The organism is Pseudoalteromonas sp. ABE4_541, from assembly GCF_056312285.1.
Genome location: NZ_JBSVEM010000024.1, coordinates 45,723 through 71,179, shown reverse-complemented (window position 1 = coordinate 71,179; position 25,457 = coordinate 45,723). Strand labels below are relative to the sequence as shown.

The window sequence follows — 25,457 nt, the reverse complement described above, 5'->3', positions numbered from 1 at the left end:
TTCGCTCATAGTCGTTAATACTTAGCACTATAGCGCAAGGTGAAGTAAGCAACCTTCACTGTTGTCGAGAGACTCTCTCATTCTCTGAGCGCTTTATGGTCAGTCTCTCTGCCTTTGTTAAACTGGCTCACTTCACCTTGCGCAAAAGGAATGCCATCGCTTCGCGCTGTGTCATTAAACTTTTGCACCTTACTTGCGCAAAAGGAATGTAAGCGCTACGCGCTTTGTTATCAGACTCTTACACCTTAGTTGGAAGGTGCCTTCGGCTTTTCCAACCTACCAGGTCATTCTTTTTCGTAGGTTGGCATAAGGTGCGAAGCGCCGCTATCCGACAATGAGAAATAAGCATCTTCACTGTTGCTGCGAGACTCTCTCAGTCCTTCTGGATTTCGCGCTCTGTCACTAAACTTTTGCACGCGAAAAGGCAACGATCTCACTGTGTTCGCTGTTGTTAACCTTTGACATCCTACTTGCAAAAAAAAACCGACAATCAAGTCGGTTTTAATGTTATTTAAGTCGCTACTATTTGCCGGCATTCATCTGTTCAATAAATCTATTTGAGTCTTCAATTGAGCGATTCATGTCATTGATCAGCGATTGTATATCCGTTTGCAGGCTTTTGAATTCTCCTCGGATTGCGGCAATTGCTTGGGCGTTTAAATTGTGTTTTAAATACAGTACATTGTCTTTAAGCGATGCAAGAACTGGCTGCATTTTACTCTCGCTGTTGCGCATAGAGCGCAATAATTTATCGAGTTGACGCTGAGTCTGCTTTAGCTTTTTTTCACTTTCTCGTTTGAGTTTGTTGCTAGAGTATTGCTCTAATTCATCTTGCCATTCGTCAAACAAGGCTTGAGCAACATCTTCTACTTTGTTGATGTTACTACTGACTTCCTCGGCAGCTGCTAAGCTAGATTCGTAATCATCATTGAGTTGTTCATAAGCAGATTGAAGTTCTCCACCATCAAAATTGATAAGTGTACTTAATCGCTCCAGTGCAGACTGGAACTCTTGCTGTGATTCTTGTTGAGATTCCTTCGTTTCTTCTACTTTACTGACCAATATATCTCTTTTATGGATCCCCACTTTCTCCATTGCTGAGTAGTAAGCAGTTTGGCATCCTGTTAGTGCTGTCAGAAGTATTACGGCTAGTGTCAAACGTTTCATATTAGACCTATTTCCTATGCATGTGCTGTAAATTATGTAGGTGATTGCTATGATGTGCAAAGTGTTTTTGAAATATCAGGCGTGTATGAACGTTCATTTATCTGACTTATCTAGCAAAGTTAAACAACTTATATTGATACAGCCGAAGTGGTGGAACTATTATCTCAAGCGCTGTAGTGAAGACCAAATTACAGTCAATGCTGGATATTTAGCCTATGTTACTTTGCTTTCATTGGTTCCGTTAATTGCGGTGGGTGTTGCAATATTTTCAGCGTTTCCAGGGTTTGAAAGCACTCGTATCTCAATTGAGAACTTTATTTTTAATAATTTTGTGCCAACGTCTACAGATTCTATTAAGTCTCATATTAGTGCCTTTACGGGGAATGCCAATCAGATGACCGCAGTCGGGATTGGCTTTCTAGCGGCAATTGCATTACTACTGATCCGAAATGTAGATGCGGCGCTAAATCGTATCTGGCGAGTGGAAAAAAAGCGGCCAGTCATGATTTCGTTTGCTATTTACTGGATGGTGCTTACGTTAGGACCAGTTTTGTTGGGCGCAAGCATTGGCGTTACTTCGTATATTGTTTCTCTAGTGGCATTTGCAGATCAAGGGATCCCAGGCTTTAGTGGCTTCTTATTGAAGCTGCTGCCGTATGGTATTTCTATGGTGGGCTTTATTATGCTCTATACTTTAGTGCCTAATACACGCGTTTCGTTTCGTGCTGCGATACCTGGGGCTTTGTTTGCTGCAATGTTATTTGAGCTTTCAAAAAAGGGTTTTGCAGCTTATATCAGTCACTTCCCATCATATGAAGTGATCTATGGCGCGTTAGCGACGGTACCTATTTTATTTGTTTGGGTTTACCTCTCATGGGTTGTCGTTCTACTTGGGGCGGAATTTACGGTGTGTTTAGGTGAGCGAGAGCCGTGGTTTATTGGAGAGCCGGAGCATGAGGGTAGGTCAAATATAATTAATTGATAGATAGAGGTGACGATGACACAAGGGTATATCACTGGTGCTGCGCTTAGAAGCTACCATTTACCGGTTGGGAATGGTCACCAAATTCATGTTGAAGAGTATGGCTGTGAGTATGGGATCCCCTTGATTGTTAATCATGGCGGGCCAGGTTGTGGTCTCAATGTTGATGCAGCGCATTACTTCAACCCTAAACGCTATCGTATCATTTTATTCAGCCAGCGTGGTTGCGGTGACTCTACTCCTTATGAAGTAAAAAACAATACCCCTGAACATCTAGTCGGCGATATTTTAACATTACTTGATCACCTTGAGATTAAACAGGCTGTGATGGCGGGAGGATCTTGGGGGGCTACTTTGAGCCTACTGTTTACGCATCGCTACCCTGAACGTGTTAAAGGTCTAGTCCTCTGGGCTAGTTTTTTAGCAACCCAGCAAGATCTTAACTGGATATATTCCGCTAATGGGGCCGGAGCACAGTTTTATCCAGAAAGTTATCAAGCCTTTAGCCAAGGCTTACACCATGTTGAAGACATTCTTGCCTACTACAGAAATGCACTGTTTAGTGATGATGAGTTGCTGCAGCATAAAGCCGCACAGCATTGGCATGATTGGGATAGACAAATTACGCTCGCAGCTGCTCTTAGCCGTTACCACCTAGAGCAAGTGAGCTGTGTGACACAGCAAGCTAAGCTCATGAATCACTACTTTTCGCCACAACTATTCCAGCAATTGAGTGGTTTGGATCGACCGATTGAAGCGCTTAAGCGTATTCCGACTTGGTTTATTCATGGTCGTCATGATCTCGTTTGTCGATTTGCGCCTATTCAACATTTGGCGCAAGAGTTGGGGGCACAGCTTTATATCTTAGATGGTCTTGGTCACAGTGGTGCCAGTGAGGCATACTTTGACGCTATTCGTCGAGCTGCAGACTTATTAGCTTGTAAGCTACATATTTAAATAGTACTGCTTTTCCCTTATAGTGAGGCCCAGTTTAGAGCAATACATGAGGCGCACGTGCAAGGCTTAATACAAAGAGTTACACAGGCTAAGGTTGAAGTGGAAGGGGAGATTGTTGGAGAAATTCAACAAGGCATTTTATTGCTCTTGGGCGTTGAGAAGCAAGATACGGATGACCATGTAGCAAAGCTACTTCATAAAGTGACTAATTACCGTATCTTTACAGATCTTGATGGTAAAATGAATCTAAGTCTAAAAGATATTGGCGGTGAGTTATTGGTGGTTTCTCAGTTCACGCTTGCAGCGGATACCAAAAAAGGCATGCGACCGAGTTTTTCATCAGCGGCCACACCAGAACAGGCCCAACAGCTTTATAGGTTATTTGTTGCTCAGGCGGAAATGTTGGGAATAAAAGTAGCAACAGGACAGTTCGCTGCTGATATGCAGGTGTCGCTTTGTAATGATGGTCCAGTTACTTTTAATTTAAGTGTTTAGCGTTTTACTGCAATGATATGATTTGCGTAATCTGGGACAGCCTCAATTTGAGGCTTTTTACCAAAGTTAGTAATAAGCAAATGCTCTAAACGCTGAAGTTGTGATTCATGTTCGGACAAAAAGTTGATAAACAACCAGCCATTAGTATTAAGTGCCGCACGAAGTAACCGATAGAAGGGGTGCTGAAATAAAAAGAGTGGTGCATCAAATTCGCTAAATAAATCCAAAATGATCCAGTCGTACTTTTGTTCAGCGTTGAGTGCGGTATCTGCATCCATACAAGCAACAGAGCAGCCTTGTTCAGCGCTAAAATATTTCTTATAGCAGTGCACGATGTCTGGGTTGTTATCTACAGATAAAACGCGACAATCGGGATAAACTGCTTGCAAGTAATCTCTGATCGCACCACCACCCAAACCTAATTCCAAAACTTGTTGTGGCGCACTAATATTCTGCCAAATTTTCGCAAGTACTTGTAAGTGAGGAAAAAGTAGGTGCTCCGGGTGGTTTCTTTCCACTACAGATTGTAAGGTGTCATTGATCAATAACCAGCGCAAGGTACTGTCTTGTCTAACTTGAATGCTGACGTTGCCGTGTTTATGCCAGTAAAGTAAATGGCCCAACTGGTGGCTTTGTTGCACAAACTGGTTAGCGATCGTGCCGCTGGCAGTCACAAAATTATGCATAGTAACATCAGCATAGACCAACATTGGTGTAATGCCACAATGTTTAGCATTTTTTACACTTAAAAACAGCCTTCTACTAATAGAGTATGTTCAGATCGAGAGATTTTTAGTAAGGTCCAACATATATCACCAAGAATAATGAATAACAGGAGTGTATATGTTTAAGGTTAGTTCACCTCAGAGTAGTGAAGATTGGTTGGCGTATTATCAACTACGTTGGCAAGTGCTACGCGCTCCATGGGGGCAACCAAGAGGCTCTGAACAGGATGATTTAGAGCAAGACTCAGAACACTTATACATTAAAAATAACGAAGGTGAGGTACTCGCGGTAGCACGTTTACACTTTAACACGCAACAGCAAGCACAAGTGCGCTACATGGCAGTGGTCGAAGCGCATCGCGGCAAACACTTAGGCAGCCGATTGTTACACGAGCTAGAAAAAAGTGCTTGGCGTCAAAATGCTGAAGAACTTGTGTTATTTGCTCGTGAGCGCGCGTTGGCTTTTTATGAAAGTCATGGTTATCAGGTGGTAGAGAAAGCACATTTGGCGTACGACGATATTCAGCATTGGAAGATGATAAAGCAAAGACCGTCAGAGCCAGGCTGGTTTAGACACCCCGATTGGACCCAAGTTCTTCAAGATACATGGAGAGAGTCAATACCAATTAGCGACGCAATGGGTATTAAGGTAGAGAGTTATACAGATTGGCAGTTTTCAACCAAAGCGGATCTTAAAGCGAATCTGAACTTACATAACTCTATGTTTGCAGGGTCTATATACTCAATGGCGACTTTGACGGGGTGGGGTGCTACTTACTTAGCGCTTAAGGAACAAAATTTAGAAGGCAACATCGTGCTTGCCGATGCCAATATTAAATACTTTAAGCCGTTAACTAACGAGCCTAAAGCAACGGTGTGTATTTCAGAATGTGAAGGCGAGTTGTTGGAGCTCGAAACACACGGCAAAGCCAAATACCTAGTTCCTGTGAGTGTCTATGATCAAGAAACACTGGTGGCAAAATTTGAGGGGACTTTCGTTATTTTAAGATAATGAATACAAGCGAGTGGGGCTTGATTACCTTATCAATCAAGCCCGTACTTTGCTAATTGCTGCACTAACAAAGCGTTATGACCCAGCAGTTCGACACGCTCTTCAAAAGTATCAATCATTTTTTTAACATCACGGTGTTTTTAGCAGCTGGTGTAAATGCCATAAATATGTCGGTACTATTTACACACCCCGCGACTTTGTACTCGTGCCAAACATTTTCTTTTTGTAACGTGTGCTTGGTCGAGTTTTTAGTAAACAAAAAAGCATCAATTCGCCCTTTACTGAGCATTTTCGCACTTCTGCGAATATAGTCTTTATTATATGGCTGGAATACAAACAGGTCTTCGTGGTTTTCTACAAACCAATTCAACTCTTCAATAGAGGTATCGATGGCGATACCTATTTGCATTTTATTGAGCGAGTCAACACCACGATATTGCCATTGATTGTGTGCGTTTGTGATGAAACACATTTCTTGGCTGCCTACAGAGTATTTTGGGTAAAGTAGTTGTGGGGCTTCGGCTTTAGCAGGCGCCAATAATGCATCATGTTTACCAGATAACACATACTTGATAGCCCGTGACCAAGGGAAATACTCAATTTCAAGCTGGTATTCACTTCCCTCGTAGATGGCTTTTATAAAATCAATTACATAGCCCTTTTCTGAGTCAGACGGACAGATCTGTGGGCACCAATCGATCGCTGCGATCTTAATGGTTTTTGCGCTACATACTGTACTCAATAGCAGTGCGATAAAGAGAAGTATTTTGGCCATAGTTGCCTTAATCAACACATTCGTAAATGTGCTAACTTAATTCATTATTGTTTTATTTAAATCTAGCTTAATTGCAGTCCATTAGCTGAGCTTTATCTTACTTTTTTAAGTATTGCCTAGGTGTACAATTGAAAACCTTTTTAAATGCGGTGTTAAATGCAGAGCTCGACTCGAATCCCAGTTGTTCAGCAATCAATTGTTGGCTGTAACCCGCTTCCATCATCTCTACAGCTCTGAGCCCTCTGAGCTTTTGCTTCCATTGACTAAAGTTCATGGCAAAACTTTTATTAAATAGCCGATTGAGTGTGCGTGTTGATGCGCCAACTTCTTCACTCCATTGCTGCAGCGTTTTATCACAACCAGGGTTTGCGTGCAGTTCCGAAATAATAGGATTGAGTCTCGGATCTTGCGTGGAAGGTATAAAGAATGAGCTCGTAGGAGCTGATTCTAACCTATCTATAAACACTTGAATAAATCGCAATTTTCTTGCATCAGGTACATAATTAGGATCCCATCCACAAATCTCTAAAATGATGGCCTTTAACAGATCATCGACATGCAAGAGTTTGGCATCGTGCCCGAGTATATTGATATAGGCTTCATCAATATAAACACTGCGGAAATGCCCGCCGTAGCGACAAAATGTTTCATGGGGTAAGTTGGGCGGCAACCATAAGGCTTGATCTGGTGGGATCACAAAGTTGCCAGCAGGGGTTTTTATGGTCATAACACCGTTACTTGTGTATGCCAGTTGCCCCCAAGTATGGGAGTGTGTGTGCACGTGCTGCCAAGGTGGCATAGTCGAGGCCCTAGGGTAAACGGGCTTACCAAGTGCTTTTAGATTAAATCGAGTCTTTATACTCACCCAGCCTGATTCTGTCTGATTAGATAAATTATCTGTCATATTATTGCCTATTGGTCACGATGAGTTGAGCATACAATGTGTGCACTATTTACTCAACGAGCTTTAAGGGATGAAGATGGAGAAGATTGAATCGCCAACAAAATGGAAAACACCTTTCGGTTTTTTGGCGCTAGCAACGGTCGTTATGGCCTTAACTTTTGCTGCTTGGACTGCCTTGTTAAACAACTTTGCCGTAGAAGCGGCTAGCTTTAATGGTGCAAATATGGGGATGCTGCAGTCTTTGCGAGAGATCCCAGGGTTTTTGGCTTTTACCGCTGTCTTCGTATTGCTGGTATTGACTGAACAAACTTTTGCATTAATAAGTCTGTGTATCCTTTCCATAGGTGTTGCTATTACAGGCTTTTTCCCAAGTGTGTATGGTTTGTATGCTACCACAGTGCTGATGTCTATTGGATTTCATTATTTCGAAACGCTTAATCAGTCTTTGAGTTTGCAGTGGTTTAGTAAAGGCGAGGCGGCAGAAAAACTGGGTCAGTTACTGTCGATAAAATCGATAGCCTCGTTATGCACTTTCGCACTTATCTGGTTAGGAGTCACCTTTTTAAGTGCCAGTTATGAATGGCTGTATGTTGTAACTGGTGGTTTGGGGTTATTAATCACCTTGTTTATGATTAGCGCATTTCCACACTTTAAAGCGCATAGTACGCAGCATAAAAAGCTTGTATTAAGAAAAGAGTATAGCTTGTACTACGTGCTATTGTTTTTTGCGGGGGCACGTAGGCAAATTTTCATGGTGTTCGCTGGATTTCTGATGGTTGAAAAGTTTGGCTTTGACGTCGCGCAAATCACCATGCTGTACATGCTAAACCATATGGTCAATATCTTCGCAGCCCCGGTTATTGGCAAGATGATAGGTCGCATTGGCGAACAAAAAGCACTGACAATTGAATACGGTGGCTTGGCTTTAGTTTTTGTCGGCTACGCATTGGCAGAGTCAGCGACATTTGCTGCCGCACTCTATGTTATCGATCATTTGTTTTTCGCTATGGCGATTGCGCTCAAAACCTACTTTCAAAAAATAGCAAGACCTGAGGATATCGCTGCAACAGCAGGGGTAAGCTTTACCATCAACCACATCGCGGCGGTGGTCATTCCGGCCAGCTTTGGTGTCGTGTGGTTATACGATAAAGCAATGGTGTTTTATTTTGGCGCTATATTGGCGGTGTGCTCTTTGGTGATGAGCCAATTCATCAATGTTCATTTACAGCGTCATCAGGCTAAATTAGCAACTTCTACGTCTTAAATACTATCCAGTCCTGTTTGTGGCTTGCATGTGTTGTAAGCTGCAAACATTTTAAATTTTCTTGTTTTCTCTTTCTAACAATTCTTTTTTGAGATGATCGACAAACATCCGTGTTTTAAGCGGTACAAAGGTTGTTTTGGGGTAGTAAGCCCAAAGCTGTTTGGTAGCAGAGTGTAATTGGGGTAGTACATTCACGAGCGTACCGTTATTAAGCTGTTTTTGAATGTAACTGGCAGAAATAAACATTAGCCCCATGCCTTGAATCGCAGCTTCCAGTATTGAGTCTAAATGGTCGGACACAAAGTTATACTGAGTAAACTCAAACAGTGAGCCGTCAGACAACACGATGTTGCCTTTTTTGTGATAGTAATTACTTAATAACATTTTGTGTGATTTTAGGTCATTGACATTATTAATCGGTGCATGGGTACTTAAATAGCTTGGCGCGGCGAACAGACGCATCTGATAGTCCAATAAACGTGTTCCTTTGTGAGCGGCGGAATCAAAGTCATCATACTGGCGGGTAATAACCAGATCGTGGTGCAGATCGGGTGGTGCACCCGGTGCAAGGACATTGAGTTGAATGGTTATCTTCGGATATCGTGCCAGAAAAGTTTGAATACTTGGCAGTAAAATACTGCTACCGACAGCCAAAGTCGCCGCTATTTTGAGTGTGCCAGCAGGGGCGTTATTAACGACTTGGCTGCGTTCCATAACGCGTTCAAACTGCTCAATTAATGCTTGTGCATCAGGTAAAAAACGGTGTCCTTCCTCGCTTAAATTAACTTGCCGAGTGGTACGTACCAATAAGCTCATACCTAATTGCTTTTCAAGCCAATCAATTCGCTTACTCATCGCAGAAGATGTGATGTTCAAATTTTCTGCAGCTTGTGTGAAGCTATTGTACTGAGCGATGGTTACAAAGCTTTTTACTGCTGTTAGCCAGTCCATAATAAGTTCCTATCACGACGTAATGTTGTGCTGATTACAGTGTTTTTATTCATTAAAGTAAAGTTTATATTAGTGCTTCATAAAATAAATCGTGTGTTGAGTATGCTTGCCTTCGCTATTTTATTGTTGTCTTGCTCGCAATTAGCCAGCCAAATATTTTTGCCAGTTTTACCTCAAATAGCCAAGGACTTGTCGCTTTCGCAAACTTGGAGTCAGATGATGATTGCTGGCTACTTTGTATGTTTAGGGCTATCTCAGCTGATAGTGGGCCCTTTGCGAGATAAGTATGGTGATAGAGTTGTGTTTCTTGTTGGGCAACTCATCTTTGTATTGGGTAGCGTGTGTTGTGCAATCGCCGGTTCTGAATTACTGTTTTCGCTCGGGCGTGTTCTACAAGGGATTGGCGCCGCTTCACCACTTTTAGTCAGTCGCACACTACTTATGGGGGCTTACTCTGGTGCTCAGTTGAAAAATGCGTTAGGTAGTATGTCGGTTGTTGCAAGTTGTGTGGCGATTATATCACCTTGGTTTGGCGGTGCTTTAGCGACTTGGTTTAGTTGGCAATGGTTGGCCTGGGGGTTAGCTGGCTACTTTGTTGCTATCGCGATGTTGGGGTTTTATATTTTGCCTCATAACACAACGGTCGTGACTGTGATTTCTTTGCGCCCTAAAAAACTCATTACGCAGTACCAATCACTGGTTGTTGCGCCTCAATTTATCGCAATTGCGACATTTAAATGGGCGCCTACTTTTATCTATCTTACAGTGCAGTTGTATTACCCTTTTGCGTTGCAGCATTATTTTTCATTATCGCCAGCTCAATTTGGCAGTGTGATGATGTTTCCTATGAGTGGCTTGCTGATAGGTTCAATTGTGAGTAAAAAACTCTTCCAACATTTGAGTGCTGCGTTGGTGATGGCAATTTTTTGGCCGTTACTTATTTTCAGTGGTGCGTGCTTCTTATTTTTACCATTTACACTATTTAATGCGTTACTGGCTTATGGTTGTGTCATGGTGCTATTTGGTGGGTATTTTGCGATTTATATGCAGCTGATCAATCAACAATTTTCAGCATTCGCGGGGAGCGCGAATGCGCTCGCTGGCGCTGTTGAGTTGTTGGTTTTCACCCTTCTAGCTGTGGTTTTTAATGCTTACTTCATTGTCAAACCCATTGATCTGGGTTGGATAATATGGGGTGTTGCAGTTTGTCTCGCGATTGCGTGGTATCGTTTATATATCCCGTGCGACGCCATTCGATATAGGTTTAATTTTGTAAAACATAAAGTTGTAAGGAATAGCTAATGCAGTTTTCAACGCCACGTTTGGCGATGCGTTTAATGGCCATGACAGATTTGCAGGCGAGTTATGCGCATCGTAGCTGCCCACAAACATCACGTTATATTGGTCAACCACTGACTCTAGAGCAAGCTCGTGTCCGTTTAGAAGAAGGCTGTAAGCCTTGGATTGGTGAAGAGCATCAGCGACTTGCGTTGGCTATTACCTTGCGTGGTGAAGGTAAGTTGATAGGGGAATTGATGTTTAAGTACGTGAATAAAGAGAGTTTGGTTGGTGAAATTGGATATCGATTACACAAAGACTACATGGGCCAAGGATTCGCGTTTGAAGCCGTGAGTGCTTTTGTTGAAACACTATTTGAAACGCAAGCAGTCATGAAAATAACAGCGTTATGTGCCACCGACAACACCGCCTCTTGGAAGTTGATGGAAAAATTAGGCATGCAGCGCGAGGGGCTGTTACGCGCTCATTTCTTACTAGAACAACAAAGAGTCGATGCATACAGCTATGGTTTATGTCGATAATAGAGTGAGCAAAAGAAAGGGGAGCAAGCTCCCCTAAATATTAAGGCTTAATAGTGTTTCCCTTCATCGAACAGGGACTTTAGACCATCGGCAAATTGCTTCATTTTTTCTTGCATGGTTTTTTTCATCGTGATCTCAATACTGCCACTGAACACATGACCCTGAATTGTTATTTTAGGACGCTGTGCCGTTGAAGAGTTACTTGAAAGCTGAGTTCGGTTGGTGCCCACATAACCCATAATATTGGTGGTATTGGTAACAACATCAATGTTCTCTGGTACGATGATTTCACCACTACCCAAAACGCATTTGACGTAAATGGTCACCTCGGGATGGGTAAAAATGGCATTCCTAAAATCTAGCTCAATGCTACCTAAGTAATTCGTCAGGTGTATTTCTTTAGGCACAATCCATTCGCCGCTGCGATGATCCGAACTTAAAATGGAGGTGATCTGTAAATTCTGAGTGTTATCCGATGAAGCGGTGAATTTAGGCTGCATACGCGCTTGTTTTTCACTGTGATAGCGGGGATCTGATTGTAGCGGTAAGTCGGCGACCAGAGTTTGTAGCTGATTTTGATCATCGATGCTGTAAGCTTTGTCGAGTCTACGCTCGAACGCATCAGCTGATAGCTCCGCGTGGCTATAGTTTAAAATCAGTTGATCGATTACTTCTTCTCTTACAGTTTCCAGTGGTCTGTCACTCAAAGGCACGGTCATTACGCTATTCCCTGTTGATTATTCTATTTGTAATAAATCATAGCAATTACTGAACCAACTATTTAGTTGTTCTAAATCAAACGCTTGTATTTCTCTTGATAAAGGAGGGTTGTAAAAGTTGCTACTTATTAGCTAAATAGAGTAAGTTTTGGTCAGCAATGCATGGGCGTGAACAGCGCCTTACGGCGCTGTTCTGTCCAGGTTTTAAAGTGCTTTAAAGCGAATAGCAGTACCACCGCTGGTGGCTAGATTAAGCGTTAAAGAGTCTTTTGCGGTTACAACACGCTTAACTATATCGAGATCGTATGGGTTATTTTTCCATTCGGCCTTTTTACCATCTTGATAAATTTGTGCCTCAAAACGTTGGTTTGGCTCTAAAAAGTCGAGTTTTACGGTGATGCTGCGAGCTTGCTCATCGCTTATTGCACCTAAGAACCAATCGTTACCAGAGTAATGTTTATGCTTTTTCTCTTTGCGTGCGAATACGACGTAGTCACCCACTTCACCTGCCAAGGCGATACTTTTTTCCCAATCAGTAGGCACGTCTTTGATGAATTGAAATGCAGCCGGTTTAGCCAAATAGTTTTCAGGTAAGTCTGCCGCCATCTGAATTGGGCTGTATAACACGACATACAGTGCAAGTTGTTTCGCTAAAGTGGTTTGTGGGCGGTTGGTTTTATCGCCTAAACCATTAAAACTCATATCAAAAATACCTGGTGTAAAGTCCATGGGTCCCGATAGCATACGCGTAAATGCAAGCATTGGCGTGTGCTCTGGTGGATTAGGGGGAGTGCCCCATGCGTTAAACTCTTGGCCGCGAGCACCTTCTCGGCTTAACCAGTTAGGATACGTGCGACGTAGTCCAGTATCTTTGATGGGCTCATGGGTATTGATGCTGATCTTGTATTTTGCAGCAAGTTTGACATTGTCTAAGTACTCGTTTGCCATAAACTGTCCATCATGCCATTCAAAGCGTGCAAAGCCTCGTTCATCAATGCGCTTGATGTTACCGCCATCCGCGACATAGCCTGTTTTGACTTGTCGCACATTGGCTTTTTCATAAAGTGCAAAAGCGTCTGCCATTTGTTTTCGATAGTTACTGACATTGCCAGAAGTTTCGTGGTGGCCAATTAAGCGAGCCCCAACTTTTTTGCCGTGTTCACTGATGGCGTTCATATCAAAATCAGGATAGGCCTCGGTGAAGCTAAATACATCGCCATTAAAGAACCAATCGCCATCCCAGCCAGTGTTCCAGCCTTCGACTAATACACCATCAAAGCCATGCTCTGCGGCAAAGCTTAAATAGGCTTTTGTTTGTTCTGTGGTCGCGCCATGTTTTTCACCGCTACCCCAAGTATTTTTGCCGATGTGCATGCCCCACCAAATGCCCAAATATTTGCCTGGTTCAACCCAAGATATATCACCGAGTTTGTTTGGTTCGTTCAGGTTTAAAATTAAATGGGAGTTAAGTAAATCGATGGCTTGGTCGCCAATTTGTATGGTGCGCCAAGGCGTTTTAAATTGACCATTGGTTTTGACACGAATGCCATCTGACCAAGGGGTTAAATCGGCCATAAACGTACCAGGGCGGCGTTGGTTTAACGTCATAGCCGCATAATCAACTAGCGCGGCTTCATGCACGCTGATGTGAACACCATCAGCATTCTTGATGGTAAAAGGAGTATGAACATGATTTGCTTGCTGAAGAGGGGTTGTATTGTAAGTATATTCATAACGATTCCAACCACGTGCAGGGATCCACCAAGCGGTGCTGTTGTGGCTGTCAGCAAAGTTAAATTCGGTTAGTTCTTTGGTGATGAAAAGCGCGTGAGGCTGGTTTACTTCATAGCGAAAGCCTAAACCATCGTTAAATACTCTAACACGTAAGGTATATGCAGCTTTGTGCGTTTTTTTATCGGAAAAAGTCACCGCAAGTTCGTTATGGTGGTCTTCAATTAAACGTGCTTCACCCCAAGGCTGTTGCCATGTTTGCTGCTGATTCGAGGTCGTATTGGCCGTGACCTGTAAGTTATCGCGCATAGCGGGTGCACGCTTGAACTCAAAGCCTAGTTTTGAATCGTTCAGGATGGCTTTATCGCGAAAGCTCACTTGATACTGTGGTTGTGAGTGATTGTCATCAATGGTGAACTTAATTGCGCCATCGGGTGATTGCACGGAGTAACTGGCGGCTTGCAGTGCTGTGCAGCAAAACGCGCTACACAGTATCAAGGTGCTTAAAAAACGCATGGTGATCCCTAAATAGTTGTCATTATGAGTGCTTCTTTAGCATACTTTGGGAGAGGGCAAAGTCTGAACTACTTGCATACGTATTCAATTGAATGAAAATTCAGGTTTATATGGTCTATTCATTAACAAAGTAAGTAACAGCATGGCCTATACTTAACGGCAAATGATATCTATGGAAAGCGCATGAAAAAAATAATGATGTTGCTCTGTTGTCTCAGTGGTTCTAGTCAGGCGTTGGAAGTGTTGCTCACAGATCAGCAAAATCAACCCATCAAAGGCGCAGCGGTTTGGCTGGAGGGGGACAAATGGCCCATCAAACAGACCCTTGCGCCACAAATATTTTCTATGGGGCAAAGAGAGCGAGCGTTTACGCCCCACCTGTTAGTCGTGCCACAGGGCGCGCAGGTTGAGTTCCCAAATTATGATTCTATTTTGCATCATGTCTATTCATTTTCGCAGGCTAAACCATTTGAGCTAAAACTGTATCGTGATAAGCCACAAGCGCCTGTTGGCTTTACACACACGGGGGTGGTTGAGCTTGGCTGCAATATTCATGATTGGATGCTGGGCTATATTTTGGTCGTTAACTCGGGGGTATTTGGCATTAGCGATGAGCAAGGCCGTGTAAAGTTAGAAATGACAAGTTCACAACTAGGCAATGGACAATTACATGTTTGGCATGAGCGTTTTGAGAACCTAAATCAACCAGAGGTGAGCAATTTGACGGTCACGGGCACTGAACAAGTGGTGCGTTATCAAATCAAGCAACCCTTACTCGAAAAATTAGACTTTCTAACGGATGAAACCGATGAATATGAATAAGCGATTGGTTGCGGGGGCGATTACGATTTTCTTTGCTCAAACCGTGCACGCGCAGTCCATGCCTACGCAAATAAAAGGGGCTGTTGATATCAGTGTGACCAATACGTCAGATATGCCTTCTTGGTTGCATCAAGGATGGGGGGTTACAAGGTTTGGTGATAAGGCCAATGCCGTGAATATCAACCGAGGTGTGTTGTCACTGCGCACCGACATAAGCTCCGCTTGGTCAGTCCATGCTGTGGGTCAATATGTGCCTGAACCCAATCATAAATTGGGCATGACTGAGGCATATCTACAATATCAACCGTTATCACAAGGCTACCAGTTTAGCGCCAAAGCGGGTGGTTTCTACCCTCGTATGTCACTAGAAAACCCCGCGACAGGTTGGTCGTCTCCTTACACTTATCATTATTCGGCCCTTAATGCGTGGCTTGGCGAAGAAATCCGCACCTTTGGCGCAGAATTTGAGTTAAAGCGAGCAGCGCGCCGTTTTCGCTCAAAGCATGATGTTAGTTTGATTGGCTCTGTGTTTAAGGGCAATGACCCGGCCGGAACTATTGTTGCCTGGCGAGGGTTCTTACCACACGATAGACAAAGCGTGTTTAACGAGCGAATTGGGTTTGCGCCATTGAGTGCATTGCGCGCGCCGCAGTTGCGTCATCAAAATCAGTATGTTGAACCATTCACTGAGGTGGATGGCCGTTTTGGTTATTATTTGGGCGTGCATTGGAGTTATTTGAAACGGCACACATTGCGTGCTTATTGGTACGATAATAATGGTGATCCGGCGGTCGTAAACTATAAAACCGGCCAATATGCGTGGGATACCAAGTTTTGGAGTTTAGCTTGGCGCAGTAAACTGAGTGTGCAAACGCAATTAATTGTACAAACTATGCTGGGAAATACCGCGATGGGACCAACACGTGGCGTGGATAACGATTTTAACAGTTGGTTTGTGATGCTTAGCCATACTTTTGATGACTATCGGTTAAGCGCTCGAGTCGAACAGTCCAAAGTATTGGATAAAGATCACTGGCAGTTTGATGAAAACGAAAGCCTGACCCGTGGCGCGACGCTCAATGTACAAAAATCATTGTCTGAACACTGGAGTTTAGGTGGCGAGTGGCAGTGGGTAGCATCCGATGCCTATTCGCGCTTGGCCGTTGGTCGTCCGCTTTCACAATATGAGCAAGTTTGGCGTGTGACGGCACAGTACCGCTTTTAATAAAACGCCGCAGGTAAAATTGCGGCGTGTTTATTTTTCATTTTAAAAAGTGGCGAGTTAGTCACATAATCGGTTTAAACCATTCAATGCCGCTACCCGATAAGCTTCCGCCATGGTGGGGTAGTTAAATGTGGTATTCACAAAATACTCGATATTATTGCCCGGTCCCTTTTGTTCCATAATGGCTTGACCGATATGGACAATCTCAGAGGCGCGCTCACCAAAACAATGCACGCCGAGTAGTTCTTTGGTTTCTACATGGAATAGGAGCTTTAGACTACCCACTTCTGTTCCCGTGATCTGTGCGCGGGCAAGGTGCTTAAATTGCGCTCTACCTACTTCATAAGGAATTTTCGCTGCGGTGAGTTGTTGCTCGGTTTTACCCACCGAACTCATCTCAGGAATGGTATAAATGCCCGATGGAATATCAATGATCAACTTATCTGCACACTCGCCATGGGCAATGGCATCGGCGGCGATACGGCCTTGATCAAAGGCAGCACTGGCAAGACTTGGGTAACCTATGACGTCGCCCACTGCGTAGACGTTTTTCACCTCTGTTTGATAGTTTTCGTTTACTTTTAACTGGCCACGTCCATCCGCTTTTAAGCCAACCGCTTCAAGGTTTAAATCTTGGGTGTTACCGGTACGACCATTGGCAAACAAAATACAGTCTGCTTTTACGCGCTTACCCGATTGCAAGTGTAAAACAACACCATCATCGCGCGGCTCTACTTTGGCAAACTCTTCATTGTGGCGAATAACGATGCCACTGTTCCAAAAGTGATAGCTTAACGCGTCAGAGATCTCCGCATCCATGAAAGCAAGTAAGCGATCTCGCGTATTGACTAAGTCAACTTTTGCGCCCAAGCCTTTAAAAATAGAGGCATATTCGCAACCGATGACCCCTGCGCCATAAATTAACACTCGCTGTGGATTATGCTCAAGGCTTAAAATCGTATCGCTGTCGTATACGCGAGGGTGGGAAAAATCAACTTCCGGCGGTCGATAGGGTCTTGACCCCGTGGCAATTACGATGGTTTGTGCGGTGATGATCTCTTGCGAGCCATCCACATGCTCCACTTTGATGGTGTTGGGATCAACAAAGCTGGCATTGCCTTGATACAGGTGAATGCGGTTACGCTCGTAAAAACTGCTGCGTAAATTGGACTGCTTAGAAATCACCGCGCTGGCATGATTCAAAATGTCTTGGAAGGTATGACGTTGGGGTCGTTCGGTAAAGCGATACAGTGGATTGGCTTTGTATTCAATCAAGCGACTAACAGAGTGGCGCAGCGCTTTGGATGGAATTGTACCCCAATGTACACAACCACCACCTACGGCTTCTTGGCGCTCGATCACCGCGACCTTTTTATTACTTTTTGATAGGTTCATCGCGGCCCCTTCACCTCCGGGGCCTGTACCTATGATGATAGCGTCGTATTGAAACGCCTCTTCGACGGATGTTGATTTATGCTTTGGCGTAGCCACGGCCTCTCCTCACTTTGGGTCGAGGCCGTCATATTAACTAAAAGACGGTTTTAACAGCCTCGCATTTAATGCTAACCATGCTTGTTTTTGTGATTGCCAAGCCGCTTCTAATTCCTGATATTGTTTGATCAGTGCCGACTTGTCGTAATGCTCAAGCATGGAGTCTTTTTTTGCTTCTATTAATTGCCTTTGCACTGTGCAAAACGTCTGTAATTTTTTTAGAAGCAATTCATACTCTTGTTGTAACAATGTAAGCTTATCTTGCGCTAAAGGCAATTTTGCAAGGCGTACTTTTGTCTTGAGAAGCAAGGTTTCAGCCTTCGCTTTTTCAATTCGCTCAACGGGTGTGCGTTTTAGCTTTTTCGCTAAGCCTACAGCAGCCATTGCGCGGATCATCCACTTGGTTGGGTCATAGTGATACCAACGAATGCCATTGCGATAGTCACTGGCAAAAATATGATGGAAGTTATGATAACCCTCACCGTACGTGAATAAAGCTAAAAAGCCATTGTCACGGGCGGTGTTTTTCTCGGTGTATGGGCGAGACCCCCAAATGTGTGCGAGTGAATTAATGAAAAAGGTGAAATGCTGGCTCAGTACTAAACGAAGCACCCCTGCTAGCAAAAGCATGCCTAACACTTCAATCCAACCATTGGTGAACAGTAAGCCTAAAGCCAGAGGAATGCCAATATTGGTCAGCAGCACTAATTTTAAATAGTGACGGTGTTGAAACATCACAATCTTGTTGCGTTGTAAATCTCGCGCGTTTGAATAGTCGCCGTAGCTATCACCTTGATAATCACGCAGCATCCACCCTATGTGGCTAAACCAAAAACCATTTGTTGCCGCATAAGGATCTTTTACAGGGTCGTCAACTTGTCCGTGGTGAACGCGGTGATCGCTGCTCCAATGCAGTGCGCTATTTTGTAGCGCAAACGCACCGCCTAGGGCAAATATCCACTGCATCACAGGGTGGGCATCATACGCTTTATGGGCCCAAAGGCGGTGATAGCCAGCGGTGATTGATAAACCCGCATAAAACATACAAACAACAAACGCCACCCAGTGCGTTGCGGTAAAGCCGTAGGTGAAGCCGTACCAAGGTACAAGCGTGACAGCTGCCAAAAATGACAAGCTAAAGAATAAAACATTGGTCCAAATGAGTGGTGGTTTTTTCATGATTAAGTCAAGTTAGTTGAATTTCAGCGTACACTTGTACGCTAAAATAATCTTTCATTCTCCCCCCGTCAAGTATTAGACTTGAGTTCGTTTTAAAAAAGTCGCCTTTGGAGTGTTAAAATGTCGGGTGTTCGTGCACAACAAAAACAAAAAACTAGGCAAGCGTTAATTGAAGCCGCCTTTAATCAGCTTAGTGCAGAACATAGTTTTTCCAATCTAAGTTTGCGCGAAGTGGCTCGAGAAGCGGGCATTGCGCCGACTTCTTTTTATCGGCATTTCAAAGATATGAATGAGTTGGGCTTAACCATGGTGGATGAAGCAGGTCTTACCTTACGTCAATTGATGCGCCAAGCACGCCGCAGAATTGCCAGCGGTGGCAGTGTGATCACCACCTCTGTTGAAACCTTTATGGAGTTTATTGATACTTCCAGCAACCAATTTAGATTGTTACTACGAGAGCGATCTGGCACGTCAAAAGCGTTTCGTGCCGCCGTGGCACGAGAAATAAAGCATTTTATTTTAGAGCTTGCACACTACCTTGAAACCGAAACCCCGTGTAACCAAATGCATGCCTACATTCAAGCCGAGGCTATGGTGACCTTAGTATTTAACGCTGGTGCCGAAGCGCTTGATCAAGACACACAACAGCGTTTAGAACTGACCGAAAGGTTGATTTGGCAACTGCGTTATATCGCCCGTGGTGCCAATCATTATGGTGCTGCTAACTAAGTTGGCTGTTTGTACTTGGCGCTTTGTATTTATTGACCTCGCACGCTAATCGTTACACTCTTATGTACCTTTTATAGAAATGCAATAAATCGCGCGAAAAGCGCTCATAATAATCACCCACAATATTAAAAAGTTAATTTTGTTTATTTTTTGTTTCTAGTGTTGCTCGGGTGTTTTTTTTGTATATATACTCAGTGCTCCTATTAATTTTGAAGGATCAAAAAATGAAACTTTTAACGACAATATTGGGCGCAATTGCGCTTTTGGCCTCTACCTTTTCTTTTGCATCAAGTAGTGAGAACTACTTTTTTAAAAACCGCTACGGAGAGGAAATATCATATTCTGTCAGCATGGGGAGCGATGGGGAGTTAGATTACACGTTTGTAGTACCGGACCATATAGATCCTATGGATGCTCTCTATGATTATGTGACTTCAACCTTGAATAGTGAAAATTATATTTATGTTCAAGATGGAGCTCCATGTGACGACTGTCAAGTGGGTCATCAAGTGCCAATGAAGCCACAAAGAGTTGTTGGGAGGTTTGCATGGGCGAATAAATTTATTGAGTCAATAGCATCTGCTTTTGGGACACGTGTTGCGAATGATGTGTATGATAGAGCAAAAAATCAATCTAAAGATAACACGCCCTTCAAGTATGTAATGATACATAATGGTGACAGAAGGTCTCCTGTAGCTATGTGTAAATTATATAACGGAGGGTGTCCACCAATTCAACAAGTCAGTGTTGAGCTACGAAATAACAATAAATTTGCGATCTTTTTAGAAAGGAGAGATGAATATCGTTATATCGAACAACAAGCAGAGCTTATGGATGCGATCAGTGATTATGCAGGTACAATTAATTATCGCTGCGTAGTAGCTAGCACAGGCACGGAAGGTAACATGAAGACTGAAATTGTATGTTTTCCATCATACTGATTCAATTTTGTTAAAAAATAGAATCAGTTGTGGCATACAGTATTTGAATTGAACTAAGCCTCATTAATGAGGCTTTTGTCTTGAGTAGAAGGAACATTACTATGAAACTGATTAAATGCTTATTGATATCACTGTTTCTTTTCACTAGTCAGGCTAATGCTTCGGCTCCCGATGCATATTTTATTTATGATAAAAGTGGTCAACAACTACCTGTCATTACCTATTCTGGGAGAAATCAACAAGCAAATGCAATGTTATTAGTACCCAGTCATGTTGAGCCTGTGGATGCTTTTTATGGGTGGGTTGTTGCTCTGTTGAGTGGTGAAAATTATCGCCTAGTCCAAGGTGAATCAGAAGTAGAGTTGGAAAAGTTTTCATTTGAAGCATTAGATTTGTTACTAGAAAAAGCGGATACGCGCGACCCAAGTAAACTTTTTTATGAACTAAAGCAAAAGTTTGAGTACGAAAATAGCCTATTTCAAGTGATGCGTTTTAAAGACGATGACCTTACTCAGCCATACGAACTGTGCTTTATAACTCGCCGAGGGTGTGAAGCGGTCAAAGAGTTATTGATTAACAAAAATGAGAAGGGAGAATTAGTTTTTACTATTGTTAATGGTAGTGACTTGGGTGCAGTACCCAATGTTTTTTCTGTTGTATTTGCAATCAATAGCTACTTCTTAGCGCTAAAAAAGCAATGTGAGATGGTACATGTAAAGGCTAGCAAGCGTGTTGATATGATAGTTACTTGTCCTGCTTTAGATGATGGAGACTCAACTAAGCATGCGCTCCCTGCATCATAAATGCATTCAGTACGCAATTATGATTAGTAAGGGTATTTTTAAATGGGTGGATGAAGGTGACTTAATTGGAGCCTATAACTTAAAAAGTTAACCCGTACCAAAAGGTGCAGGCTCAAAGCTGTGCTGCAATCTACTCGGGACTTGATGAAAGTATCATAAAACTCTCATATATGGATAAAAAAACAGACTAAGGACTATGCCATGAAATGGTTTTTATATTTAATGATTAGTGGCTGTTTGGCGGCATGCAACCAGGCAATACCCGTAAAAACAGAGGAGAATGTAACGCATTTTGCTGCAGAGGAGATGAAAGAAGAACCTAATCTTCTGATGGTTATTGATAACGATAAGCCAATCGGTATTTGTATTATTCATTCTTTTTGTGAAGGTATTGTGGAGGTGACTATTAAACATGGCCCAAACGAGCAAATTACGTTCGATATAGCGCGTGTTGACGATATCTCATTTGATGGAATTAAAGCCGCCGTGATCAGTAGAATCCACAAATATACCGAGCAACATGGTTACCAATGCCACGTCAACATTGTCAAAAAGCCAGATACTGTTGTTAGGCAGTATGTGTGTGATCGCGCTTAAAATGACCAAAAGTAGCAGCTAAACTATCGTATGTGATGAAGTTGGTAAGTAGCTGCTATTTCCATAACCCTTTAAAAATAATAAAGTAGCATAATTCTCATGCATCACACTCAACCATTTTTACCAATTCAGTACCTAATTCGTATCACTTTCTAGCGTGGAATATTTTATTCATCGCAATGTCACAATTCGATTGAGTAAAAAATCGTGTTTATTTTTTAACCTCATCAAGCACTTACTTAAACGTTAACATTATCCACACTTTTTTGTTATTCAATTGTTAAATTTGATGCATTACTCTACCTCCTAAGATAGTCACAACTGTGGCTGAATTATTCTCCAAAAAAGTTAAAAAAAAGGAGTGGTAATGAAAAAGCTTTCGATTTTGATGGCGGGTGGTTGTGTTGCTTTTGCAAGTAATGCGGCACAGATGCAGCCATTGCTAAATCAAGCACACCTTTGGAATGAGGTGGAGCAAGCGTTGGTGGTTGCAGCTGCTGATACGCAAAAAGAGAGGTTTGCCATACATCACAAGTTGTTAAAAAGAACGGGTGCGCAAGGCGAGTACGAACACTACCAAACGTTTGTTGGCCAATGGCCCGTGTTAGAGAGTCGATTTGTGATGCACAAAGATAGTGCAGGAAGCATACAGCAAGCGTTTGGGCGCGCGCTGGTGAGTACGCAGGAAAGCACGTTCTTGCCACCAAAGCGATTCTTACAGTCAAATGCATCTTTATTGAATGACATTGCGGCTCGTTTAGATATTGCCACCGACAAGGCAGAGTTGTCACGCGCATATCACGTGAGCAATGGTCAATTGTTTGCCGTATTGGCAATGAAAGTCGCCGATGGCAAACAGGTTTATCGTTATCTATTGGATGCGCGAAGTCTTGCTGTGATAAGTCGTGAGCAAGATTTAGACAAGTACAATGATGCTTCAACGCTCGTGGCTGGTGGCGGTATTGGCGGTAATGAAAAGCTGGGCGCAATTTGTTATTCACCCGCACCGAGTAGTATGAACAACTGCCTGAATTATCAGTTTGATGCTATGAGTCCAAAGGGGAAAGAGTTGCAGTTTCAGGTGCAAAATGCGGCAATCTTCTCGTCCTTTTCAGGTTACCCATTTGTTGTGAGCAAAGAGGGGGAAACCTGCACGTTTGAAAACCCCTATGTGCAAACTATTGATTATTTGACCGATAAGTCAGTGGCAGCCAGTTACACCTGTGGTGAAAATAACGAGCACTTCAATAAACAAGCCATCGATGATCAATATTACGATTACTACAGCTACCAAGCGGTGAATGAAGCGCATTTTAACGCGGGTGTGGTTATGCAGTTTTACCACAGTTTGTTGAGTGAGATGTATCCAGCACAAGGCACTTCGTGTTCGACATCGGGTTACTGTTTGAAACAGCTTAAGCAAAATGTGGGTAACAATACGTTTGGTAGTACGCAAGCGAACTGGGATGACACGCATGTTAACTATGGAACGGGTAACTATGGGGGCACGCATTACTTTCATACAACACTAGATGTGGTGGCGCACGAAGCGAGCCACGCGGTGACCTACTGGAATAGCGGCTTAGGTTCTTCGGGTCAAGATGGGGCCATTAATGAAGCATTTTCAGATATTGCCAGTGTCGCGGTACTGGATTACCTGCAAAAGCACACCAGTGGTGCTTATACTCAGTCAACACAGTTTGCTCAGCAAACCAAAGATATGCAAGACAGCTATCAGCAAAACCGCAAATGGTGGTATGGCTGGGATGTCATGTATGAAGATAAAGGTGCCCGTTTCTTTGAAATGCCATCGTGGGATGGAGGGAGTATCGATCACTTCAAAGATTATCAAGCTGGCTTATCCATTTATCATACGGGTGGCGTACTTAGAAAAGCATTTTACGAGCTGGTTAAAACACAGGGCTGGACAATAGAACAAGCATTTAAATTGTTTTTACGTGCCAACGTTGAGTGTTTTTTCCCAGGCAACAGTATCGCCGATGCGGGGCAGTGTTTATTATCGCAAGCGCGTAACTTTACTGAGTATGGCAGCGAGGCGTTGTTGAAGTCACAGCTTGATCAAACCTTGCATTCAGTGGGCATTATCGCCAGCAATTCACAGTTATCATCATTGGATGTAGACAGCTCAATTAATTATGACACAGTAAGATATCGCTTAACTTCAATCCCTTCATCGCAAATAGACAAGCTTGAAGTGCAATGGGGAGATGGTAACCAAGAAGTCTGGCAGTCGAGCACAGGCGTTGATATTTATCCATTCCTTGAGCGTGAGCGCAAGGTCAATGAATCGGAACTGATCCGTTTCAAACTGGCAGTGACGAAAAAAGATGGCCAACAAAAAGTGGGTTACCGTCATTACTACAGCCGTGCTGTGGGGGCGGCATGTGAGCCTTACTTTAATCAAGGACGTGTTCACACCAACAGCTTAACTATCAATAGCAGTCAATTTGCATTGGATGGTGCGCGTTATCAAAGTATTTTGTCCGAATCGTTAGCACTTAATCGTCACAACGAGCATGTCCTCACTGTGCCCGCTTCTTTGAGTGATCAACGTGCAACGGTGCTGGTGGATAGTAATCGAGATGGACTATTCACTGCAGCTGAGCGTGTATTGGATGGTCAGCTGATAGGAAGCAATGGCACTGTGCGCTTTAAGCTACCAGATAGCATCACTGCGGGTGTAAGCATGCTGCGTGTTGCCATTGGTAGTGAATACAACTTCTACGATACCTGTGGTCATACCAAGTTAGCGCAGGTCGTCGATATTAAAACTCAAATTGATGTGCCTGAACTGCCTATCAGTGCTGGATTTGACTACCAGATTTTGGCAAATAATGCAGTGAAGTTTACCAATACTTCTGTTGTTAATGAGCTGCGTCAGCCTAAGTATGAGTGGGACTTTGGTTTTGGTGAAACAAGTACCTTGAAAAACCCAGGCACCATTAGTTATCCACAAACTGCGGGCGACTATACCATTGAACTTAAAGTGAGTTATCAGGATGGCAGCAACGAATCGAATGTTGTTCGTAAATCAATTTCGCTCACTAAGCCACAACAGTGCGTCGTTGGGATCAGTAATCCGGATAACGCTGATGCCCTATACATCGATGAGATCAAAATGTGGACCTCTATTTTAGATAGAAAAACAGTGTCAGGCGCCTCTGGAACCAATAGCAGTGGATACAGTGAGCTGAACACGGGTTTTGAGTTCCTTCGCCGCCAAGAATTGACTGTGGATATTGTCACTAATGAGCTCAGTGAAAGCACTGCAAAGCGCCTCATAGAAAATCGTGAAACGGAATTGAGATTTACGATTTGGTTAGATGAAGACCGTGATGACAAGTTTGAAGCAGGTGAAGAAAACTTCAGCGATATGAATAGCAACTACACCAAGCATTGCGTGGCAGGTCGTTGCACCATTACGGCCAGTCAATCTCTGTTCTTACCGGATGTGTGGTGGTTGCCGAAAGATTATGTGATCCGAGCACGTATTGAAGAGTTACCGCAGGCCCGCAAAGGTCAGGATGGTTGTCATAACTTCCACTATGGCGAAGTTAACGACTTAAAATTCTCGGTTACACGTTAGTAATTATTTCTTTTTCAAGCAGTAAGGGTCCTTGCATCCATAGAT

Annotated in this window: 24 protein-coding genes; 14 read left to right on the top strand and 10 right to left on the bottom strand. The window is 43.2% G+C overall.

Going from position 1 to position 25,457, the window contains the following annotated elements; translation table 11 throughout:
• Positions 1-284: 284 nt before the first annotated feature.
• Positions 285-536, bottom strand: coding sequence for a hypothetical protein (locus ACW689_RS18875; RefSeq protein ID WP_476293685.1), 252 nt, complete (start codon positions 534-536; stop codon positions 285-287).
• Positions 523-1,167: a DUF2959 domain-containing protein gene (locus tag ACW689_RS18870; protein WP_476293684.1), complete on the bottom strand. Its 645-nt coding sequence runs from the start codon at positions 1,165-1,167 to the stop codon at positions 523-525. Before ACW689_RS18870 ends, ACW689_RS18875 begins: the two co-directional genes overlap by 14 nt.
• 85 nt (positions 1,168-1,252) lie before the next feature.
• On the opposite strand from ACW689_RS18870, the gene ACW689_RS18865 reads away from it, so the two are divergent.
• From ACW689_RS18865 to dtd, 3 genes are read left to right on the top strand one after another with little or no spacing between them, the layout of a single operon-like run.
• A complete protein-coding gene (locus ACW689_RS18865; protein ID WP_476293683.1) occupies positions 1,253-2,149 on the top strand; it encodes a virulence factor BrkB family protein in 897 nt (298 codons plus the stop codon).
• 15 nt (positions 2,150-2,164) lie between these two features.
• Positions 2,165-3,106, top strand: coding sequence for an alpha/beta fold hydrolase (locus ACW689_RS18860; RefSeq protein WP_476293681.1), 942 nt, complete (start codon positions 2,165-2,167; stop codon positions 3,104-3,106).
• Positions 3,107-3,163: 57 nt separating this feature from the next.
• Entirely contained in the window at positions 3,164-3,601 is a 438-nt protein-coding gene (dtd, locus tag ACW689_RS18855; RefSeq protein ID WP_476293680.1) for a D-aminoacyl-tRNA deacylase, read from the top strand.
• Here the strand turns inward: dtd and ACW689_RS18850 are convergent.
• Complete coding sequence (locus ACW689_RS18850; RefSeq protein ID WP_476293688.1) at positions 3,598-4,287, bottom strand: spermidine synthase; 690 nt, start codon at positions 4,285-4,287, stop codon at positions 3,598-3,600. The two genes, dtd and ACW689_RS18850, sit on opposite strands and share 4 nt — an antisense overlap.
• Positions 4,288-4,444: 157 nt before the next feature.
• Between ACW689_RS18850 and ACW689_RS18845 the strand changes: the two genes are divergently transcribed.
• Positions 4,445-5,338 (top strand): bifunctional GNAT family N-acetyltransferase/hotdog fold thioesterase, encoded by an 894-nt coding sequence (locus tag ACW689_RS18845; protein ID WP_476293678.1) that lies wholly within the window; start codon positions 4,445-4,447, stop codon positions 5,336-5,338.
• 115 nt (positions 5,339-5,453) lie between these two features.
• Here the strand turns inward: ACW689_RS18845 and ACW689_RS18840 are convergent, their stop codons facing one another.
• Positions 5,454-6,113: a hypothetical protein gene (locus tag ACW689_RS18840; protein ID WP_476293677.1), complete on the bottom strand. Its 660-nt coding sequence runs from the start codon at positions 6,111-6,113 to the stop codon at positions 5,454-5,456.
• Between the two features lie 97 nt (positions 6,114-6,210).
• Entirely contained in the window at positions 6,211-7,017 is an 807-nt protein-coding gene (locus ACW689_RS18835; RefSeq protein ID WP_476293676.1) for an AraC family transcriptional regulator, read from the bottom strand.
• A gap of 76 nt (positions 7,018-7,093) precedes the next feature.
• Between ACW689_RS18835 and ACW689_RS18830 the strand changes: the two genes are divergently transcribed.
• Complete coding sequence (locus ACW689_RS18830; RefSeq protein WP_476293674.1) at positions 7,094-8,281, top strand: MFS transporter; 1,188 nt, start codon at positions 7,094-7,096, stop codon at positions 8,279-8,281.
• A 51-nt stretch (positions 8,282-8,332) separates the two neighbouring features.
• On the opposite strand, the gene ACW689_RS18825 is transcribed toward ACW689_RS18830, so the two are convergent.
• Entirely contained in the window at positions 8,333-9,232 is a 900-nt protein-coding gene (locus ACW689_RS18825; RefSeq protein ID WP_476293673.1) for a LysR family transcriptional regulator, read from the bottom strand.
• Positions 9,233-9,304: 72 nt separating this feature from the next.
• Here ACW689_RS18825 and ACW689_RS18820 point away from each other — a divergent pair, with 72 nt between their 5' ends.
• Positions 9,305-10,534: an MFS transporter gene (locus tag ACW689_RS18820; RefSeq protein WP_476293672.1), complete on the top strand. Its 1,230-nt coding sequence runs from the start codon at positions 9,305-9,307 to the stop codon at positions 10,532-10,534.
• Positions 10,534-11,052 carry a GNAT family N-acetyltransferase gene (locus ACW689_RS18815; protein ID WP_476293670.1) on the top strand — a complete coding sequence of 173 codons (519 nt, stop codon included), beginning with the start codon at positions 10,534-10,536 and terminating at the stop codon, positions 11,050-11,052. Before ACW689_RS18820 ends, ACW689_RS18815 begins: the two co-directional genes overlap by 1 nt.
• A gap of 47 nt (positions 11,053-11,099) precedes the next feature.
• Here the strand turns inward: ACW689_RS18815 and ACW689_RS18810 are convergent, their stop codons facing one another.
• Complete coding sequence (locus tag ACW689_RS18810) at positions 11,100-11,771, bottom strand: LiaF domain-containing protein (RefSeq protein WP_476293669.1); 672 nt, start codon at positions 11,769-11,771, stop codon at positions 11,100-11,102.
• Between the two features lie 204 nt (positions 11,772-11,975).
• Positions 11,976-14,018: a glycoside hydrolase family 97 protein gene (locus ACW689_RS18805; RefSeq protein WP_476293667.1), complete on the bottom strand. Its 2,043-nt coding sequence runs from the start codon at positions 14,016-14,018 to the stop codon at positions 11,976-11,978.
• 183 nt (positions 14,019-14,201) lie between these two features.
• On the opposite strand from ACW689_RS18805, the gene ACW689_RS18800 reads away from it, so the two are divergent.
• Positions 14,202-14,840: a methylamine utilization protein gene (locus ACW689_RS18800; RefSeq protein WP_476293665.1), complete on the top strand. Its 639-nt coding sequence runs from the start codon at positions 14,202-14,204 to the stop codon at positions 14,838-14,840.
• A complete protein-coding gene (locus tag ACW689_RS18795; RefSeq protein ID WP_476293664.1) occupies positions 14,827-16,065 on the top strand; it encodes a hypothetical protein in 1,239 nt (412 codons plus the stop codon). The genes ACW689_RS18800 and ACW689_RS18795 overlap by 14 nt, the downstream gene beginning before the upstream one ends.
• Positions 16,066-16,122: 57 nt before the next feature.
• On the opposite strand, the gene sthA is transcribed toward ACW689_RS18795, so the two are convergent.
• Positions 16,123-17,556, bottom strand: a complete 1,434-nt coding sequence (sthA, locus tag ACW689_RS18790) for a Si-specific NAD(P)(+) transhydrogenase (protein ID WP_476293663.1) — start codon at positions 17,554-17,556, stop codon at positions 16,123-16,125.
• A 33-nt stretch (positions 17,557-17,589) separates the two neighbouring features.
• A complete protein-coding gene (locus ACW689_RS18785; protein WP_476293661.1) occupies positions 17,590-18,735 on the bottom strand; it encodes an acyl-CoA desaturase in 1,146 nt (381 codons plus the stop codon).
• A gap of 120 nt (positions 18,736-18,855) precedes the next feature.
• Here ACW689_RS18785 and fabR point away from each other — a divergent pair, with 120 nt between their 5' ends.
• The 5 genes from fabR (at position 18,856) to ACW689_RS18760 (ending at position 25,412) form a co-directional block, all read left to right on the top strand.
• Positions 18,856-19,464, top strand: a complete 609-nt coding sequence (gene fabR, locus ACW689_RS18780) for an HTH-type transcriptional repressor FabR (protein WP_476293659.1) — start codon at positions 18,856-18,858, stop codon at positions 19,462-19,464.
• A 224-nt stretch (positions 19,465-19,688) separates the two neighbouring features.
• A complete protein-coding gene (locus ACW689_RS18775) occupies positions 19,689-20,405 on the top strand; it encodes a hypothetical protein (protein ID WP_476293657.1) in 717 nt (238 codons plus the stop codon).
• 101 nt (positions 20,406-20,506) lie between these two features.
• Positions 20,507-21,208: a hypothetical protein gene (locus ACW689_RS18770; RefSeq protein WP_476293656.1), complete on the top strand. Its 702-nt coding sequence runs from the start codon at positions 20,507-20,509 to the stop codon at positions 21,206-21,208.
• 201 nt (positions 21,209-21,409) lie between these two features.
• A complete protein-coding gene (locus ACW689_RS18765) occupies positions 21,410-21,805 on the top strand; it encodes a hypothetical protein (RefSeq protein ID WP_476293654.1) in 396 nt (131 codons plus the stop codon).
• Between the two features lie 367 nt (positions 21,806-22,172).
• On the top strand, positions 22,173-25,412 hold the full coding sequence (locus ACW689_RS18760) for a M4 family metallopeptidase (protein ID WP_476293652.1): 3,240 nt from the start codon (positions 22,173-22,175) through the stop codon (positions 25,410-25,412).
• Positions 25,413-25,457 lie beyond the last annotated feature (45 nt).

What these genes read in the sequence shown, in the direction of transcription:
- ACW689_RS18770 (WP_476293656.1), top strand. Translation starts at nt 20,507, where the DNA reads ATGAAACTGATTAAATGCTTATTGATATCACTGTTTCTTTTCACTAGT.
- ACW689_RS18845 (WP_476293678.1), top strand. Translation starts at nt 4,445, where the DNA reads ATGTTTAAGGTTAGTTCACCTCAGAGTAGTGAAGATTGGTTGGCGTAT.
- ACW689_RS18815 (WP_476293670.1), top strand. Translation starts at nt 10,534, where the DNA reads ATGCAGTTTTCAACGCCACGTTTGGCGATGCGTTTAATGGCCATGACA.
- ACW689_RS18840 (WP_476293677.1), bottom strand. Translation starts at nt 6,113, where the DNA reads ATGGCCAAAATACTTCTCTTTATCGCACTGCTATTGAGTACAGTATGT.
- ACW689_RS18860 (WP_476293681.1), top strand. Translation starts at nt 2,165, where the DNA reads ATGACACAAGGGTATATCACTGGTGCTGCGCTTAGAAGCTACCATTTA.
- ACW689_RS18865 (WP_476293683.1), top strand. Translation starts at nt 1,253, where the DNA reads ATGAACGTTCATTTATCTGACTTATCTAGCAAAGTTAAACAACTTATA.
- ACW689_RS18795 (WP_476293664.1), top strand. Translation starts at nt 14,827, where the DNA reads ATGAATATGAATAAGCGATTGGTTGCGGGGGCGATTACGATTTTCTTT.
- ACW689_RS18870 (WP_476293684.1), bottom strand. Translation starts at nt 1,167, where the DNA reads ATGAAACGTTTGACACTAGCCGTAATACTTCTGACAGCACTAACAGGA.
- ACW689_RS18850 (WP_476293688.1), bottom strand. Translation starts at nt 4,287, where the DNA reads ATGCATAATTTTGTGACTGCCAGCGGCACGATCGCTAACCAGTTTGTG.
- ACW689_RS18760 (WP_476293652.1), top strand. Translation starts at nt 22,173, where the DNA reads ATGAAAAAGCTTTCGATTTTGATGGCGGGTGGTTGTGTTGCTTTTGCA.
- ACW689_RS18775 (WP_476293657.1), top strand. Translation starts at nt 19,689, where the DNA reads ATGAAACTTTTAACGACAATATTGGGCGCAATTGCGCTTTTGGCCTCT.
- ACW689_RS18875 (WP_476293685.1), bottom strand. Translation starts at nt 536, where the DNA reads ATGCCGGCAAATAGTAGCGACTTAAATAACATTAAAACCGACTTGATT.
- ACW689_RS18765 (WP_476293654.1), top strand. Translation starts at nt 21,410, where the DNA reads ATGAAATGGTTTTTATATTTAATGATTAGTGGCTGTTTGGCGGCATGC.
- ACW689_RS18805 (WP_476293667.1), bottom strand. Translation starts at nt 14,018, where the DNA reads ATGCGTTTTTTAAGCACCTTGATACTGTGTAGCGCGTTTTGCTGCACA.
- ACW689_RS18825 (WP_476293673.1), bottom strand. Translation starts at nt 9,232, where the DNA reads ATGGACTGGCTAACAGCAGTAAAAAGCTTTGTAACCATCGCTCAGTAC.
- fabR (WP_476293659.1), top strand. Translation starts at nt 18,856, where the DNA reads ATGTCGGGTGTTCGTGCACAACAAAAACAAAAAACTAGGCAAGCGTTA.
- ACW689_RS18830 (WP_476293674.1), top strand. Translation starts at nt 7,094, where the DNA reads ATGGAGAAGATTGAATCGCCAACAAAATGGAAAACACCTTTCGGTTTT.
- ACW689_RS18810 (WP_476293669.1), bottom strand. Translation starts at nt 11,771, where the DNA reads ATGACCGTGCCTTTGAGTGACAGACCACTGGAAACTGTAAGAGAAGAA.
- ACW689_RS18785 (WP_476293661.1), bottom strand. Translation starts at nt 18,735, where the DNA reads ATGAAAAAACCACCACTCATTTGGACCAATGTTTTATTCTTTAGCTTG.
- ACW689_RS18800 (WP_476293665.1), top strand. Translation starts at nt 14,202, where the DNA reads ATGAAAAAAATAATGATGTTGCTCTGTTGTCTCAGTGGTTCTAGTCAG.
- ACW689_RS18835 (WP_476293676.1), bottom strand. Translation starts at nt 7,017, where the DNA reads ATGACAGATAATTTATCTAATCAGACAGAATCAGGCTGGGTGAGTATA.